The 15029-nt window shown below is 64.8% G+C and carries 16 protein-coding genes; 5 read left to right on the top strand and 11 right to left on the bottom strand.

Annotated elements, in window-relative coordinates; translation table 11 throughout:
- The gene (locus FOM02_RS20235) at positions 1–474 is read right to left on the bottom strand and encodes a MarR family winged helix-turn-helix transcriptional regulator (protein ID WP_027557332.1); all 474 of its coding nucleotides are present in this window, start codon (positions 472–474) and stop codon (positions 1–3) included.
- A gap of 90 nt (positions 475–564) precedes the next feature.
- Between FOM02_RS20235 and FOM02_RS20230 the strand changes: the two genes are divergently transcribed.
- Entirely contained in the window at positions 565–1791 is a 1227-nt protein-coding gene (locus tag FOM02_RS20230; protein WP_265442096.1) for an MFS transporter, read from the top strand.
- Positions 1792–2068: 277 nt separating this feature from the next.
- Here the strand turns inward: FOM02_RS20230 and FOM02_RS20225 are convergent, their stop codons facing one another.
- From FOM02_RS20225 to FOM02_RS20205, 5 genes are all read right to left on the bottom strand, one after another.
- On the bottom strand, positions 2069–2977 hold the full coding sequence (locus tag FOM02_RS20225) for an amino acid ABC transporter substrate-binding protein (RefSeq protein WP_027557330.1): 909 nt from the start codon (positions 2975–2977) through the stop codon (positions 2069–2071).
- 143 nt (positions 2978–3120) lie between these two features.
- The gene (locus FOM02_RS20220) at positions 3121–4560 is read right to left on the bottom strand and encodes an amidohydrolase family protein (protein WP_027557329.1); all 1440 of its coding nucleotides are present in this window, start codon (positions 4558–4560) and stop codon (positions 3121–3123) included.
- 19 nt (positions 4561–4579) lie between these two features.
- Entirely contained in the window at positions 4580–5605 is a 1026-nt protein-coding gene (locus FOM02_RS20215) for an ABC transporter substrate-binding protein (RefSeq protein ID WP_027557328.1), read from the bottom strand.
- A 39-nt stretch (positions 5606–5644) separates the two neighbouring features.
- Positions 5645–6421 carry an ABC transporter permease gene (locus tag FOM02_RS20210; protein ID WP_027557327.1) on the bottom strand — a complete coding sequence of 259 codons (777 nt, stop codon included), beginning with the start codon at positions 6419–6421 and terminating at the stop codon, positions 5645–5647.
- Positions 6421–7278 carry an ABC transporter ATP-binding protein gene (locus FOM02_RS20205; protein WP_027557326.1) on the bottom strand — a complete coding sequence of 286 codons (858 nt, stop codon included), beginning with the start codon at positions 7276–7278 and terminating at the stop codon, positions 6421–6423. Before FOM02_RS20205 ends, FOM02_RS20210 begins: the two co-directional genes overlap by 1 nt.
- Before the next feature lie 200 nt (positions 7279–7478).
- Here FOM02_RS20205 and FOM02_RS20200 point away from each other — a divergent pair, with 200 nt between their 5' ends.
- A complete protein-coding gene (locus FOM02_RS20200; protein ID WP_027557325.1) occupies positions 7479–8237 on the top strand; it encodes a GntR family transcriptional regulator in 759 nt (252 codons plus the stop codon).
- Here FOM02_RS20200 and FOM02_RS20195 read toward each other — a convergent pair.
- Positions 8234–8650, bottom strand: coding sequence for a hypothetical protein (locus FOM02_RS20195; RefSeq protein ID WP_027557324.1), 417 nt, complete (start codon positions 8648–8650; stop codon positions 8234–8236). The genes FOM02_RS20200 and FOM02_RS20195 overlap by 4 nt on opposite strands.
- Before the next feature lie 149 nt (positions 8651–8799).
- Between FOM02_RS20195 and FOM02_RS20190 the strand changes: the two genes are divergently transcribed.
- The 3 genes from FOM02_RS20190 (at position 8800) to FOM02_RS20180 (ending at position 11824) form a co-directional block, all read left to right on the top strand.
- Complete coding sequence (locus FOM02_RS20190) at positions 8800–10041, top strand: amidohydrolase family protein (RefSeq protein ID WP_027557323.1); 1242 nt, start codon at positions 8800–8802, stop codon at positions 10039–10041.
- An 81-nt stretch (positions 10042–10122) separates the two neighbouring features.
- The gene (locus FOM02_RS20185) at positions 10123–11328 is read left to right on the top strand and encodes an amidohydrolase family protein (RefSeq protein WP_027557322.1); all 1206 of its coding nucleotides are present in this window, start codon (positions 10123–10125) and stop codon (positions 11326–11328) included.
- Between the two features lie 157 nt (positions 11329–11485).
- A complete protein-coding gene (locus tag FOM02_RS20180) occupies positions 11486–11824 on the top strand; it encodes a hypothetical protein (RefSeq protein WP_035731322.1) in 339 nt (112 codons plus the stop codon).
- On the opposite strand, the gene FOM02_RS20175 is transcribed toward FOM02_RS20180, so the two are convergent.
- From FOM02_RS20175 to FOM02_RS20160, 4 genes are read right to left on the bottom strand one after another with little or no spacing between them, the layout of a single operon-like run.
- Positions 11814–12731, bottom strand: coding sequence for a DUF1932 domain-containing protein (locus FOM02_RS20175; RefSeq protein WP_027557320.1), 918 nt, complete (start codon positions 12729–12731; stop codon positions 11814–11816). The genes FOM02_RS20180 and FOM02_RS20175 overlap by 11 nt on opposite strands.
- Positions 12728–13597 carry an ABC transporter substrate-binding protein gene (locus tag FOM02_RS20170; protein ID WP_027557319.1) on the bottom strand — a complete coding sequence of 290 codons (870 nt, stop codon included), beginning with the start codon at positions 13595–13597 and terminating at the stop codon, positions 12728–12730. Before FOM02_RS20170 ends, FOM02_RS20175 begins: the two co-directional genes overlap by 4 nt.
- Positions 13598–13623: 26 nt before the next feature.
- The gene (locus FOM02_RS20165) at positions 13624–14307 is read right to left on the bottom strand and encodes a 4-carboxy-4-hydroxy-2-oxoadipate aldolase/oxaloacetate decarboxylase (RefSeq protein WP_027557318.1); all 684 of its coding nucleotides are present in this window, start codon (positions 14305–14307) and stop codon (positions 13624–13626) included.
- Positions 14304–15017: a PIG-L deacetylase family protein gene (locus FOM02_RS20160; protein ID WP_027557317.1), complete on the bottom strand. Its 714-nt coding sequence runs from the start codon at positions 15015–15017 to the stop codon at positions 14304–14306. Before FOM02_RS20160 ends, FOM02_RS20165 begins: the two co-directional genes overlap by 4 nt.
- Positions 15018–15029: the final 12 nt, after the last annotated feature.

Here is a 15029-nt window from a genome sequence, read left to right as displayed (position 1 = left end):
CTACTTCGCCTCTGGGCCTGTCTTGACGTCTTGCAGACGGCTGGCCCGCTGTTCGATGCGCTGAAGAGTTTCGAAGGTTATCGCAAGTTCCTCGAGCTCGATATCCCTCAGCAGGCTCGCCCGCACCCGGCGCAGCACGCGGTTGGTCTCCTCGACCTTGGCCGCGCCCGCTTTCGTCAGGTGGAGCGTTTTGGCACGGCGGTCGGTCGGATCCTCCCGGCGCTCGACCAGCCCTTCGGCCTGAAGCAGATCGATCAGGCGCACCAGCGACGGCCCCTCGATGCCGAGTTCGTCGGCGAGCACGCCCTGGCGAACATTCTCGCCCTGGCGCGACAGCACCAGCAGCGGGATCGCAGTCGCATAGGACAAGCCGTGCTCGGACAGCGCCAGGTCCGACTCGCGCCGCCACATCCGGCCGAGACGGGTGATGAGCCGGCCGATCTCGGCATGGATGAAGCCTTGCGAGGGTGCCATGCAAATTGGATAGGACACGAACTATTAGTTTGCAACTATATACCCCGCATTGCGGCGGCGATCACGCAGAAGCGAACGAGGACAGGCGCCATGGGACCGGGTTCCCCGGCACATGCAGCGGAGACGATGGCCGGACATAGCGCGCTGACGCTGGTCCCGACCTTCGTCGTCGTAGCGGTGGATGCCACCGGCATGGGCATCATCCTGCCGCTGCTGCCGTTCTATTCGCAGCGGCTCGGCGCCACGCCCTTCGTGCTCGGCGCGCTGATCTCGGTCTATGCGGTGTGCCAGCTCATTGCAGGGCCCGCAGTCGGCATGCTCTCGGACCGCTACGGCCGGCGGAAGGTGCTGGTGGTGAGCCAGATCGGGACACTGATCGGATTTGTCCTGCTCGCGCTCGCCGGCAATTTGACGCTGGTGTTTTTGGCCCGCATCATCGACGGCCTGACATCAGGCAACATCTCGGTCGCGCACGCCTATGCCGCCGAGCACAGCGCGCCGGCGACGCGCAAGCAGGCGCTCGGCATGACCAGCGGCGCGATTGGGACCGGGCTGCTGCTCGGCCCTGCGCTGTCGAGCTTCCTAGTGCATTACGGCCAGACCGCGCCGGTGTGGGCCGCGGCCGCGCTCTCGCTGGTCAGCATTTTTGCGACCATCGCCCTGCTCCCGCCGGATCATCCGGCGTCCGAGCCGCTCTACCAACACCGTGTGCCCGAGCCGACACTGACCCGCAGCCTGCTCGGCATGCGCTACGCCTGGCGGCTGCTTGGCCTTCTCATCGTGTTCTTCTTCGTCAACTCGATGTTCCTGTCGCAGATCGGCCTGTTCCTGTCGGCGCGGTTCTCCTGGGACGGACATGCCTTCGGCGCGCGCGAGCTTGGATGGATCTTTGCCTATGCCGGCTTCATCAACATGGTGGTCCAGGGCCTCTTGATCACCCGCGCCAACATCATCGCCTCCGATCGCTCGATCGTTATGGCGGCGTTCGCCTGCATGGGCCTCGGCTTTGCAGGCCTTGGGGCCGAGAACAATGTCGGCCTGCTCGCGGTCAACCTGACGCTGATCATCGTCGGCACCATGTTCGCGCGCAGCACGCTGACGGCGGAATTGTCGCGGTCGACCGCGATCAACCGCCAGGGCATGATCATGGGTCTCAACCAGTCGCTGATGTCAGGCGCAAACATCAGCGCCCCGCTGGTCAGCGGCGCGCTGATCGGTCACCGCCTGTTCGTGCCGTGGGCGCTGACGATGGCGGCCATTCTCCAGCAGCTCGCGAGACGCGATGACAAACGCTACTCCCGGCGGCCCCTCCGCTGACGATGGCGGCGATCGCGGCGATCGGCGCGGCGCTGGCCGGCCAGCTGCTCGACACGCCGCGGACGCGGTAGGAACGTGGCAAAAGTCTTTCCCGCTGCGCATCCTTCGAGACGCCCGCCTTCGGCGGGCCCTCAGGATGAGGGCGGAGTGCGCGGCAGCAATCTCGACAAACCTAGCTGCCGCTCAGCCTCATCCCGAGGAGACCGCTGAAAGCGGTCGTCTCGAAGGACGAGGCGCTTGCTCGGACAGCGCCAGATCGGACCCGATAGCCCTCGCCTCACTTCACCACATACACGTCCGGATCGGCGCTTGAGCTCGGCGTCTTGAAAGCCTGGCGCAGGGCCGGCGACATCGGGACGTTGTAGTTGATGCCGTTCGGCGGCGTCGGCGATTCCAACCAGCGCTTGTAGAGCACTTCGATCTCCGGGCTGGCGTAGAGCTCGGCCGTGGCGCGATCGGCCAGCGCCTTGAACGGCGCATCCTCTCGCCGCAACATGATGCCGAAGGGCTCGGCCTTCGCAAACGTCTCCTCGCTGATCATGAACAGGGCCGGCTCCTTCGAGCGCGCAATGGCGACCGCGAGCTGGACGTCGTCGAGCGCGTAGGCCTGGGCACGGTCGGTTTCCAGCAGCAGGAACGCCTCAGCCTGGTCCACGGCCGGCATGATCTTGATGCCAAGATTGCGCTCGGTGTTGACCTTGGCAAGCTGGTTCAGGTTGACCGAGCCGGCCACGGCCGTGACCGCCTTGCCCTTGAGGTCGTCGATGGTGTTGATCTTGGCGGCCTTCTTGGCGGCGAACCGCGTTGCGCTCAGAAAATGCGTGTTGGTGAAGGCGACCTGCTTCTGGCGGTCGGCATTGTTGGTGGTTGCCGAGCAATGCAGGTCAAGCGTCCCGTTGACCATCAGCGGAATGCGGTTCGACGACGTCACGGCGACATAGTCGACGGCAATGTCGGGCATGGCGAGCTGCTTCTTCACCGCATCGACGATCTTGAGGCAGATGTCCATGGCAAACCCGACCGGCTTCTGGTTGCCGTCGAGATAGCTGAACGGAACCGAAGCCTCCTGATAGCCCAGCGTGATCTTCTTGGTCTCCTTGATCTTCTGGAGCGTGCCGGTGAGGTCCTCGGCTGAGGCTGCGCCTGCAAGGCATGTCAGGGCGAGGACAAGGGTGGGAAGACGCATCGGGGGCTCCTCAAGGGGGTCATCGGGCGCGTCAGTGCGCAGCCGCGCGTGTGATAACCCAGAGCCGGACCGATCACCAGACAAGGATCCGCCTATCAGCTATCGCGGTTTTATATCGGCCCGGCCGCGCGGAACGCCCTGCCCTAGTCGCAGGTGAGCTGCTGCTCGAACCAGCCGGATAGTCGCTCCGAAAGCGGCGGCCATATCCGCTGGAAATTCGTGTAGCGGCCGACATTGGCGCGGTACATCGCCCGCAACTCGTGCTCGATCGCGGGCAAGTCTACACCCGTGCAGACGCCGTCCCTCACGATCGTCTGGCCGCCGACGACGACCTCGTTGACCAGCGATGCATTGCCGCGTGCAAACAGCAGCGCCATGGGATCGACGGGCATGATCTGGTCGCGATCGAGCCGGTCGAGATCGATCACGACATAGTCGGCGGGGTTACCGGCGACGAGCTCTCCGCTCCCGGGTGCGCCGGTGGCGCGGCGACCATTGCGGATGGCGAGCGCAAACATCTCGGCCGGCGTCCAGGTCGGCTTGAAGCCGAGGCCGCCATGGACCAGCTGCACCAGCCGCATCTCGCGCAGGACGTCGTCGTCCTCGTCCAGCGCCAGCCCGTCGACGCCGACCGCGATGGAGCAGCCGCATCCGTGCGCGGCGGCGATCGGAGCGAGCCCCGAGCGCAAATGCATGTTCGAGCTGAAATTGGTGACGATGCGCGCGCCTGACGCCGCGATCATCTCTAGTTCGTCTGGCCGCGCGTGGATGCAATGCGCCAGCGTCAACCGCTCGGAGAGGAAGCCGATGTCACGCAGCCAGCGCACCATATCGGGAAAATTCTGATCGGCCCAGGCGCGCTGATAGACGGTCTCCAGCAGATGCATATGGATGCGGCGGCCGGTCAGTGCCGAACTCTGCGCCACCGCCTCCAGCAGCGGCTTCGAGCACCATTGCACGCCGGCGGGACCGAGCTGCACGTCCACCATCGGGCCGGCGATGGCGGCGGCAATCGCATCAGTCAGCTCGATATAGGCCTTCGGCGACATCGGCGCGCGGACGAAGAGGTCTTCGATGGTCTTGCGATCGTCGCCGGGAAGAGACGAGAGCACCGGCCCGGCATCACCGTACACGATCGGATTTTGGTCGCGCACTGCGATCGCAAAGGCCATGCGGATGCCGACGTCCGATGCCGCTCTCGCAACGGCGCTGGCTTCATCGAGCAAAGGCATTGTCCCGCTCGGGCGCGTATAATGCACCATCATGGCGGCGCAGCCGGCCTTGGCCGAGCGCGCCAGCGCAGACGCCGCGGTCAGATAGGGATCGACCGGCGTGCCGAGCACAGTCCGCAGGATCCAGCTTTCCAGGGGCATGCCGACCGCGCCGAAGGACGATGCGGTCGCCCGGGCATGGTCATGGGCGTTGACGAAGGCCGGAATGACGAAGGAGCGAGGGCCGCTGGCAGGCTCCGCTCCTTCCGAGATGCCGGTGATGAGGCCGCCGTCGTGCCGCAGCACGACATTGTCGCTGATAGCCTGGCCGGAGCCACGGAACAGGCTGGTTGCCGAGATCTCCGTGGCCATGACCGTCTCTCCGAAATATTCAGTTGGCAGTATACACCAACTCCCGCTCCGCGCGCGGCGGCAGGAATTCGCGGGAGAACACTTCCGCCGGCGTCGGCGCGCGGGCGAGCTGATAGCCCTCGACCACGATGCCGATGGCGCGCGTCATGCGGTCGTCCTTGATGTCGCCGATGCCGATCTCCTTCATCTCCGGCGAGACGATCAGCTTGTCGAAGGAATATTGCAGCCGGCGCTTCTCGACGGCGACGTCGATCAGATTGTCGTAATTGAGCGCCGCCTTCATGCCGGCATTCTGGTCCTTGGCCACCGCGATCGCGCCCTTGTTGATGGCGCGCACAAGGCCGGCCACCGCCTTCGGGTTGGACGCGATCAGCTTCTTGGAGACCATGACGCCGTTGGAATAGAGATCGAGGCCGTACTCACCGAACGAGAACCATTTGAAGTCCTTGTCGGGGTCCTGGCGGTTGAGCACGAGGTTGAAGTAGCTGGTGATGTTGAACACCAGCGCCGCGTCGATGTCGCCCTTGATCAGCATCGGCTCTTGCAGGTTGGGAGCCATGTTGGAGATCTTGATCTTCTCGCCGTCGAGCCCGTTCTTGCGCGTGAACACCGGCAGCAGCCGCGTCGTCGGCGTACCCTGCGCGCCGCCGAGCGTGTGGCCCTCGAAGTCCTTGATAGTGTTGATGCCGCTGGTCTTCTTGGCGACGATCGCGAATGGCGGCTGGTTCCACATCATGTAGACCATGACCGGCGCTTCCTGCGGCTTGGTCGAGGCGTTCTGGATGATGGCGTTGACGTCGCCGAACCCGGCGTCATAGGCGCCGGACATCACGCGCGTGACGGTCGCGCCGGAGCCCTCGCCCTGGTCGATGACGACGTTGAGGCCTTCCTCTTTGAAGAAGCCGTTGTCCTTGGCGTAGAAGAACGCGGCGTCGCTGCCTTGCGTCTTCCAGCCCAGCGTGAACTTGATCGTGGTGTCCTCAGCGGCGGCGACGCCTGTAGACAGGACCAACCCCAACAGCGCGACAGTTGCTTTTCTCAACATCGAGACCTCCTCAGCTTCGTTGCGTGACGGTTCAGGATTTCAGGTGGCGATGACGTCGTTCTTGCGCGTGGCCCAGCCGGTGACCTGCCCTTCGATCAGCGAGAACACCACGTAGAGCGCGACGCCGAGGCCGGCGAGCACGAACAGGCCGGCAAACACCAGCGGCACGTTGAAATTCGAGGACGCGGTCATCATGACGTTGCCGATGCCGCGGTTGGAGGCGACGGTCTCCGACAGCACCGCACCGACGAAGGCGTAGGAGATCGCGACCTTCAATGAGGCGAAGAAGAACGGCATGGTCCTGGGGAGGCCGACATTCCAGAGGATGTCGAGCTTGCTGGCGCCGAGCGCTTTCAAGACGTCCTCGAGCTCGGGCTCGGTGGTCGCCAGGCCCGTGGCGATATTGACGACGATGGGGAAGAAGCAGATCGACAGCGCGGTCAGCACCGCCGGCACGGTGCCGGAGCCGAACCACAGCACGAAGATCGGCACCACCGCGACCTTGGGGATCGAGGAGAAGCCGATCAGCAACGGATAGCAGGTGTCATAGGCCGTCTTGGACACGCCGATGATGGCGCCAAGGGCGACACCGAGCGCGACGCCAAGGACGAAGCCGAACATCGTGGTGGCAAGCGTCTGCACGATGTGCGGCCAGAGCACCGGAAAGCGCTGCACCAGCGTCACCAACACCTGCGAGGGCCGTGGCAGCACCAGATCCGACATGCCCGTCATCAGGCAGAACAATTCCCAGGCGACGAAGAACAGCACGATCAGCCCCGCCGACCACGCCTTCTGCCTGACATCGATCCCGAACATCAGCCTGCCCCCTGCGCAGCCGCGCTGCGCGCATCCTCGATGAAGGCGCGCAGCTTCTGGTTCAGCGCGACGAAATCCGGCTCGAACGTCATGGCGACGGTCCGCGGCCGCGCGAATTCGACGCGGCTGTCGTCGAGGATGCGGCCGGGGCGCGCGCTCATCACGCAGATGCGGCTGGCAAGGAAGCCGGCCTCGCGCAGATCGTGCGTCACCAGCAGCACGGTCGGCTTGTGCGTCATCCAGAGGTTCTGCAGGATCGCCCATAGCTCCTCGCGCGTGAACTGGTCCAGCGCACCGAAGGGCTCGTCGAGCAGCAGCATGCGCGGCTCGTGGATCAGCGCGCGGCAAAGATTGGCGCGCTGGAGCATGCCGCCGGAGAGCTGCCAGGGATAACGGTTGCCGAAGCCCTTGAGGCCGACCTGCTCCAATAGCGCGTTGGCCTTGTCGCGAAACTCGGTCTTGCGCAGCCTGCGGAAGTTGGAGCGAAACGGCTCGACGATCTTGAGCGGCAGCATGATGTTCCGCTCGATCGTCATCCACGGCAGCATGGTCGGGTTCTGGAAGGCCATGCCGACGCGCATCGCGCGCGCCGCGACCTCGCGGCCGCCAACAATGACGACGCCGCTGGTCGGCTGCACCAGGCCGCTGACCAGGCGCAAAATGGTCGATTTGCCGCATCCGGACGGACCGACCAGTGCGACAAACTCGCCGTCGGCGATCCGCAGGCTGGTCTTTGACAGAGCGGGCACGGCGCGGTCGCCGCGCCCGAAGGTCACGGTGGCCTCGGACAGCTCGATGGCGGTGGCGGCTGCAGCTTCGGGAACGGGCTGGCCGTCAAACTGGGCGTTGGGTTGCATGCGCATCACAGCCAAAGTGCATGCAAGCTGGGTGCCAATCGGCCGCCTCCGTAAAATCAATGATTTGACCAATCGAACCGCCGATCGGCCGGATTCGATTTGGGCAATCCGGGCGCCAAACTGCATGCAATTGGTGCGCTGGATTGGCGCAGGCCTGTGCTAAAGAGGAGCTTTCGACCCTTCCCCTCAAGGATTCGCCGATGGCGGCGCGCCCCACCAGCAAGACTTCCGAATCGTCCGACAAGGTCAGCGTGATCTGCCGCGCACTCAGGCGCGCAATCATCGAGCAGGCGCTCGAGCCCGGCGCCAAGCTGCCGGAGGATTCGCTCGGCGAGCGTTTCGGCGTCAGCCGCACCATTGCCCGCCATGCACTGGGGCAGCTCGCCGCCGAAGGTCTGGTCGAGCTGCGCCGCAACCGCATCGCGGTGGTGGCAACGCCAAGCTGGCAGGAGGCGCGCGATGCCTTCGATATCCGCATCGAGCTCGAGCGCCTTGTCGTGCGCCAGCTCGCGGGCAAGCTGACCAAGGCCCAGATCGCCGAGCTGAACGCCCATGTCGATGCCGAGGACCGCGCGCGCGGCGGCACGGATGCGGTCTCGATCCGGCTCGCCACTGAATTCCACATCCTGCTCGCGCAGATGACGAACAGCCCGATCCTGGTGCGCTATGTCAGCGAGGTCGCCTATCGCTGCTGCCTGACGCTGTCGCTCTACAGCCGGCCGCATTCGACCGAATGCGCCATCAACGAGCACCGCGCCATCATCTCGGCGCTCGCCAAGGGCGACGAGGCCAAGGTGATGGACTTGATGCATCATCACCTGGATTCCGTGGCCAATCGCGCGCTGGTCGCCCCCACCCCGCAACGCGGCCGCGATCTCCTCGACATCCTCGCGCCTTATGCCGACGAGGTGACGAGCGACCGCGTCGTCAAGCTGCAGAAGATTGCGAGAAGAAGCTAGGCCTCGATCCCGCGCTGAACCAGGATGCGCTCGGCGCTGTCGTTCCAGACGTCCATCTTGACGATCTGCCCGCCCCTCACGACGAAGCGATCGACATAGCGGTTGCCCTCGAACGGCGTGCCGTCCATCCACTCGCCATAGAGCGTGCCGACGCTGTAGACGACAGTCTCATCAGCGCCCGGGCAGACGTCGAACCGGTCCATCTTCTTCTTGACCCAGCGATAGCGCTTTGCGTTGAAGCCGGTCGGCCCGCGCGGATGATCGAACTCGCGCCCGCCGGTGAACGTGATCACCGTGCCCGGCTTCATATAGGCCGCAGCGGCATCGGGATCGGGTATCATCGAGGCCGTCAGATACGCCTCCACGATCTCGGCGTCAGTCATCGGGCGTTCGGCTTTGACGGGGGCGGACATGGCGGGTTTCTCCGGAGTGCCGGCATTCTACAATTCAGGCCTCAAAGTGCATGCACATTTTTTGGACAATTTGATGCCTCGATTGCACACAATCTGGAGCTGCCCGCTCCTCCAGCTTCCGCTAGGCTATCACAGCTGAATCCGCCGCCATGACCACCCAAGCCGCCTTCGACCTGATCTTCCGCAACGCGCTGTTGCGATCATCCGCCGCACCCGTCGATATCGGCGTGAAGGACGGCCGCATTGCCGCGATCGAGCCCCGGCTCGCCTGCGACGCCGTCGCAATCGACCTCGGCGGGCACCTGGCCCTGCCCGGCTTCGTCGACACCCACATCCATCTCGACAAGGCCTGCCTGCTTGGCCGCTGCGGGCACGATCACGGCAGCGTCTCGGAAGCCATCCGCGCCGTGGCCGGCATGAAGAAGGATTTTACCGTCGAGGACGTCTATGCGCGTGGCGCCCGCGTGCTCGAACGCGCCATCGTGCACGGCACGACCCGCATGCGCACGCATGTCGAGATCGACCCGCGCATCGGCCTCCGCGGCTTCGAGGCGGTCAAGGCGCTGAAGCGCGACTATGCCTGGGCGATCGACCTGGAGCTCTGCGTCTTCCCGCAGGAAGGCCTGACCAACGATCCCGGGGCCGAAGAGCTGCTGGTCCAGGCGCTGCGCGATGGCGGCGAAGCGATCGGCGGCTGCCCCTATATGGACACCGACCCGAACGCCCATCTCGCGCGCATCTTCGATCTTGCGCAGGATTTCGACGTCGACGTCGACCTCCATCTCGACTTCGACCTCGATCCCTCGTGGTGGCATCTCGACGAGGTCTGCCGGCAGACCGAGCGGCGCAACTATGGGGGACGCGTCGCGATCGGGCACGCCACAAAACTGTCGGCCTTGCCGCCGGAGCGGCTGAAGGCCGCCACCGCGCAACTGGCGAAAGCGGGCGTCGCCGTCACCGTACTGCCGGCGACCGACCTCTACCTCATGGGCCGCGAAGCCACCCACAACGCGCCGCGCGGGCTGACGCTGGCCCACAAGCTCGCCGGCGACGGCGTGCTGTGCTCGGTCGCGACCAACAACGTGCTCAATCCCTTCACGCCGTTCGGCGATGCCTCGCTGCTGCGGATGGCGAATTTCTACGCCAATGTCGCGCACGCCGCGGTCAGCGATTTCGACACCTGCCTCGATCTCGTGACCGACCTGCCGGCGCGGCTAATGAATCTCGGCGATTACGGCATCAAGGTCGGCAATCCCGCCGATCTCGTCGTGCTCGACACGCAAGACAGCCGCTTCGCCATCGCCGAGCTGCCGGATGTCGTGATGGGGTTCAAGCGCGGCCGGCAGACGTTTGAACGGCAACGGCCGACGCTGTTCCGCCCCGGACGCTGAACGGCCATCGCCTTCCCGCATCTTGCGCCGTCCGCGGCGCTTGCGCGACTATCGCTACAATCAATCAACGGAGGAACCAAAATGGCCTTCGAAAAGATCTTCCTGAACGCGCGCTTCGACGGCGGATCTCGCCATCACATCGCGGTCAAGGACGGCCGTATCGCTGCGATAACGCCCGTCGATGAGAGTCCCGCCGCGAACGAGGCCATCGACCTCAACAACGCCCTCGTCGTTCCCGGCTTCGTCGAAGGCCACATCCATCTCGATACCAGCTTCTACGGCGATGCCTGGCGGCCCCACAAGCCGTGCACCAACGGTTTCGACGTGCATGAGCGCGTCGCCTTCCAGGCCGAGAACATGGCTGAGGCTGCGCCGATGGATGTGCGGGCGCGCAACCAGCTCGATCTCTGCATCGGACACGGCACCACGCAGATGCGCAGCCATGTCATGGTGGACGGTTCCGTCGGCCTCAAATCGCTCGAGACCATCTTGCGCGTGCGCGAGGAGTACCGCGACTTGATCGATATCCAGCTCGTCGCCTTTCCCCAGAGCGGCATTTTGGCGAGCCCGGGCACGCCGCAATTGCTGGACGAGGCCATCGGTCTCGGTGCTGATCTCGTCGGCGGGCTCGATCCCGCGAGTTTCGACCGCGACGTCGAGAAGCATCTCGACGTGGTGTTCGGCGTCGCGGGCAAGCATGGCGTAGATGTCGACATTCACCTGCACGACATGGGCACGCTCGGTGCCTTCGAGATCGAGCAGATCGCGGCGCGCACGCGCGCGCTCGGAATGGAAGGCCATGTTGCGGTCAGCCATGCCTATGGGCTCGGCGACATCTCAGCCGACCACCTCAAGAAGATGGCCGAGTTGCTCGCGCGCTCGGGCGTCGCGATCATGACGAACGCGCCGGGCGCGCGGCCGTTTCCACCGATCCTTGCCTTGCGCAATGCCGGCGTCACCGTCTTCAGCGGCAACGACAACATCCGGGATTCCTGGTGGCCCTATGGCGACGGCGACATGCTGCGCCGGGCGACCACGCTCGGCTATCGCTCCGGCTTCAATATCGACGAGGAGCTGCGCACCGCGTTCGATGTCATCACCGAAGCTGGTGCAAAGGCTCTCCGGCTTGCAGGCTATGGCCTGCGCGTCGGCGCCAAGGCCGATTTCGTCACGCTCAACGCCGGACACGTTCCCGAGGCCGTCGTCGCGGTGCCGCAAGGCCGCGCTGTTTACAAGGCAGGTATGCTCGTCGCGTCGAACGGTAAGATGGTCGGGAGACATCGATGATCGCTGGACCATTCGGGCCCGATTCACCGCCAATTCGCCCCGAAATCCCGGTCCCGCAAAATCCCGGACCGTAGCTGCCCGCGTTGCGAGGTCGGCCGCAGTGATCATACTGGGAGATGCGCACTGACCAACTGCGCTCTCCGGGGAAGTCATGGATTTGTTCAGCGCATTCGGCGGCATCGATTATCAGTCGATCCGGGCCAGCACGCCCGCCGAAGCGGCCATCAAGCGATTGAACGGCATCGGCGAAGTGCTGTCGGGCCTCGATATCTCGGCGATCCAGACCGAGAGCGACATGGCTCACGCGCTCTGGGCGCTCGATACGGCCGACAAATGCATTCGCATGATCCTGACCGAGTTCCGCGCCGAGCGCAGCACTGACGTCGTCCGCAAGGCCAAGAGCCTGATCGGCTTGATCGAGCAAGCGCGCGACGAAATTTCCGGCTATGGCGACGGCGGCAAGCCCCCGAGCCGAACGCGCGCGGTCAGCGCTTGATCTTGGCGAGGATGCGGTCTGCCTCGGTGCGCCAATCGGCGCTGCGGGCGAACTCCTTCGTTCCCTTCTTGCCGAACAGACCTTCATCGGCGAGATCGGCAATCCAGGCCTGACGCTCAGCCGTGCCCTGCGCCGACCACGGCGTCAGCCCCGCCTCGCGCACGGTTTCGGCGACCTCGCGCGCTTCCTCGGCCCGGCGGCGGCCGTGCTCGATCACGCGCTGGAAGAAATAGGCGCCCTGCTTCTCCCAATCGATGGCGGGAAAGGTTTCCCTAAGCGAGGCCAGCACCGCGTCCTCGACGCCATAGGCCCGCGCGGTGGTGAAGCTTTCGATGACCATGGCCTCGAGGCCCTTGATCATGATGCTGCGGCACATCTTGACGGCCGAGGACACGCCAAGCTTGTCGCTCGCGACCTTCGCGGCAAAGCCGATCGCGTTCAGGAGCGGCTCCAGCTCCTTCGCGCCGGGACCACCGAGCAACAGCGGCACCTTGATCCGGTACGGCGGCACCGAGGTCATCACGGCGCCCTCGACATAGCGTCCCGCGGCAGCGTCGATCAGCGCAGCGGCGCGCTGCGTGGCGCCGGGCGAGGCCGAATTGAAATCGAGAAACCACGTGCCCTGGTTGATCGCGGCCGCGCAGGCCTTTGCGACCGGAACGGCCTGGCTCGCGGTGACGGCGGAGATGATGAAATCGGATTTTGCAGTCAGCTCGGCGTGAGACGCCGCGAGCGTCACCCCGTGCTTCGCCGCATGCTCCGTCAGCGGCGCGCCGTGCTCGGTCCCGAGCTTGATGTCATAGGCTGCGACCTTGATGTCCTGCTGGCGCAAATCCTCGGCAAGGATGCGGCCGACCTCGCCATAGCCGACCAGCCCGATCTGCCACCGTTTCGGATCCGCCATCAGTTCAATCCTCGTGTCGTCTCGTCGAACAGTTCCTCGACCGCATAGCGGCGCGGGATCAGCGCCTGCTGGAATGCGTAGTCGACGATCAGCTCCAACGGTTTTCGGTTCGCCTCGATCCCGAACGGAACGAGGTCCGGTGTCGCCGCAGTGCCCATCTGCTGCTTGTTGCGCTTGAGCAGATCATAGACGCCCGCGACCACGTCGGGACGCGATTTCGCGAGCGGCTCGGTCACGACCACGAGATGATTGACCGGCACGACGCCGCGCCGCGCGTACCATTTGGCCGCTTCCGCGGAAGGATCGGGGAAGAGCGGCTTCAGCTTGGGATCGTTGGAGGTCTCGCCGAGGACGGCATCGAGCTCGCCGTCGATGAGCATCTGAAGGACCTTCTTGTCCTTCGGCGCACGCTCGGTGGTGTCGATATATTCGGCGACGTGCGGGTTCTCGAAGGTGACCCATTTGATCTTGTCGAGATTGACGCCGTAGTCGTTGGCGAGGATGCCCCTGATCCAGGCGCCGGTCGTGGTCGTAAACGAGCGGATGCCGACCCGCTTGCCTTCGAGATCGGACGGTCCGAGTGTTCCCTTCGCCGGATTGTAGAGCGCATAGGAATGCTGGAAGCGCCCCATCATGGTCGCCGGCAGCAGCACCAGCGGCTTGCCGTGCGCCTTCGCCATCAGAAAAGTGACGATCGCCATCTCGCAGACGTCGAACGCCTGCTCGCGCACCATCGGCTTGAACGCCGTATTGGTGGGTGTGTATTCAACGAAATCGAGGTCGAAGAGGTCGGAGCGGAGCTCGCCGCTCTTCACCGCTTTGACATGGGGATGACTGCCGAGCACGGCCTTCAGCTTGAGACGATCCATCCGCCCGCTCCGCTTCTCTTATCCGCTCAGACGTCCTCGGGATGGTCCACATAGACAAGGCCCGCCTTCGCCAAGGCCTCGCGCATGCTGTACATGTCGAGCCCCAGCTCACCCGAGGCGAGCCGCTTGCGCTTGCCGCCCTCGTCGGCGTTGCGCTTCTTCGCCTTCTCCGCGACCTCGGCGGCGTAACGCTTCGGCACCACGACGACACCGTCGTCATCGGCGACGATAATGTCGCCGGGATCGACGTTGACGCCGGCGCAGACCACGGGAACGTTGACCGAGCCGAGCGTCGCCTTGACCGTGCCCTTGGCCGAAACCGCACGCGACCACACCGGAAAGTTCATCTCGTGCAGCGCTTTGACGTCACGACAGCCAGCATCGATGACCAGCCCCTGCACGCCGCGCGCCTGGAGCGAGGTCGCCAGCAGCTCGCCGAACATGCCGTCGGTATTGTCGGTGGTGCAGCCGACGACGAGGATGTCGCCCTTCTTGCACTGCTCGACCGCGACATGGATCATCCAATTGTCGCCGGGCTGCGCCAGCACGGTGACAGCTGGACCGGCAATCGAGGCGCCCGCCCAGACGGGGCGCAGATACGGCTTCATCAGGCCGATGCGACCATAGGCCTCGTGCACAGTCGAGACGCCGTATTCCGCCATGCCGGCGGGATCGGCCCGCTCAATGTTGCGAACGACGACGGGCTTCATGCCAGCTCCTCCGCAACGGTCGGGAACAGGCGCTGATAGGCCTCGCCATAGGTCATGGGCACGCCGGTGTTGCGGCTGCCCTGGATGCCGCGGTTGAGCGCGACGCGCTCGTAATAGCCCCAGAGGTGCTTCTGCGCGGCCAGGATCTGGAACGCTTCGTACTTCTGCGTCCAGACCTCGTCGATCTTGAGTAGCAAGTCCGGCTTGTAGTTGCACTGCTCGGGCTGGTGCGGCTCGAACAGGAACACCGGCGGCGCGGAATATTTGTACTGCGCGCCGGGCTTGTGACCCATGGCCTGCGCGACCACGCGCGTCTCCTGGGCGAAATGCGCCGCGTTCGGATGGTCGAAATTATAGGGGTCTTCCAGTGCATGGGTCAGCACGAAGCTCGGATTGAGCTCGCGGTAGATGTCGACCATGCGGTCGAAATGCGCTTCCGTCAGCTTGAGCGGATAGTCGCCGCAATCGAAGAACTCGATCTCGGCCCCTAACAGCTTAGCGGCCCGCTCTGCCTCGTCCTTGCGGCCGGCCTTGACCGATTCCAGCGTCGCGCCCTTCTCCTTCCAGGCGAACTGACTCTCGCCGCGCTCGCCGAAGGACATGCAGACGATCTTCATGCGATAGCCCTTCTTCGCATGCAGCGCGATGGCGCCGCCGGCACGCCAAACGAAATCGCCGGGATGGGCGGTAACGACAAGACCTGTTTTCATGGGACAAACTCC

The sequence above is a fragment of the Bradyrhizobium sp. SEMIA genome (assembly GCF_014844175.1).
Classification (GTDB): Bacteria; Pseudomonadota; Alphaproteobacteria; order Rhizobiales; family Xanthobacteraceae; genus Bradyrhizobium; species Bradyrhizobium arachidis.
Note: the sequence above shows the minus strand (reverse complement) of the source record. Positions and strands in the feature narration are given on the sequence as shown.

Excerpts from the sequence above, each read along its gene's own strand:
- FOM02_RS20205 (WP_027557326.1), bottom strand. The coding sequence starts at position 7,278 with ATGCAACCCAACGCCCAGTTTGACGGCCAGCCCGTTCCCGAAGCTGCA.
- FOM02_RS20165 (WP_027557318.1), bottom strand. The coding sequence starts at position 14,307 with ATGAAGCCCGTCGTCGTTCGCAACATTGAGCGGGCCGATCCCGCCGGC.
- FOM02_RS20185 (WP_027557322.1), top strand. The coding sequence starts at position 10,123 with ATGGCCTTCGAAAAGATCTTCCTGAACGCGCGCTTCGACGGCGGATCT.
- FOM02_RS20195 (WP_027557324.1), bottom strand. The coding sequence starts at position 8,650 with ATGTCCGCCCCCGTCAAAGCCGAACGCCCGATGACTGACGCCGAGATC.
- FOM02_RS20230 (WP_265442096.1), top strand. The coding sequence starts at position 565 with ATGGGACCGGGTTCCCCGGCACATGCAGCGGAGACGATGGCCGGACAT.
- FOM02_RS20170 (WP_027557319.1), bottom strand. The coding sequence starts at position 13,597 with ATGGATCGTCTCAAGCTGAAGGCCGTGCTCGGCAGTCATCCCCATGTC.
- FOM02_RS20200 (WP_027557325.1), top strand. The coding sequence starts at position 7,479 with ATGGCGGCGCGCCCCACCAGCAAGACTTCCGAATCGTCCGACAAGGTC.
- FOM02_RS20235 (WP_027557332.1), bottom strand. The coding sequence starts at position 474 with ATGGCACCCTCGCAAGGCTTCATCCATGCCGAGATCGGCCGGCTCATC.
- FOM02_RS20210 (WP_027557327.1), bottom strand. The coding sequence starts at position 6,421 with ATGTTCGGGATCGATGTCAGGCAGAAGGCGTGGTCGGCGGGGCTGATC.
- FOM02_RS20220 (WP_027557329.1), bottom strand. The coding sequence starts at position 4,560 with ATGGCCACGGAGATCTCGGCAACCAGCCTGTTCCGTGGCTCCGGCCAG.
- FOM02_RS20215 (WP_027557328.1), bottom strand. The coding sequence starts at position 5,605 with ATGTTGAGAAAAGCAACTGTCGCGCTGTTGGGGTTGGTCCTGTCTACA.
- FOM02_RS20190 (WP_027557323.1), top strand. The coding sequence starts at position 8,800 with ATGACCACCCAAGCCGCCTTCGACCTGATCTTCCGCAACGCGCTGTTG.
- FOM02_RS20225 (WP_027557330.1), bottom strand. The coding sequence starts at position 2,977 with ATGCGTCTTCCCACCCTTGTCCTCGCCCTGACATGCCTTGCAGGCGCA.
- FOM02_RS20160 (WP_027557317.1), bottom strand. The coding sequence starts at position 15,017 with ATGAAAACAGGTCTTGTCGTTACCGCCCATCCCGGCGATTTCGTTTGG.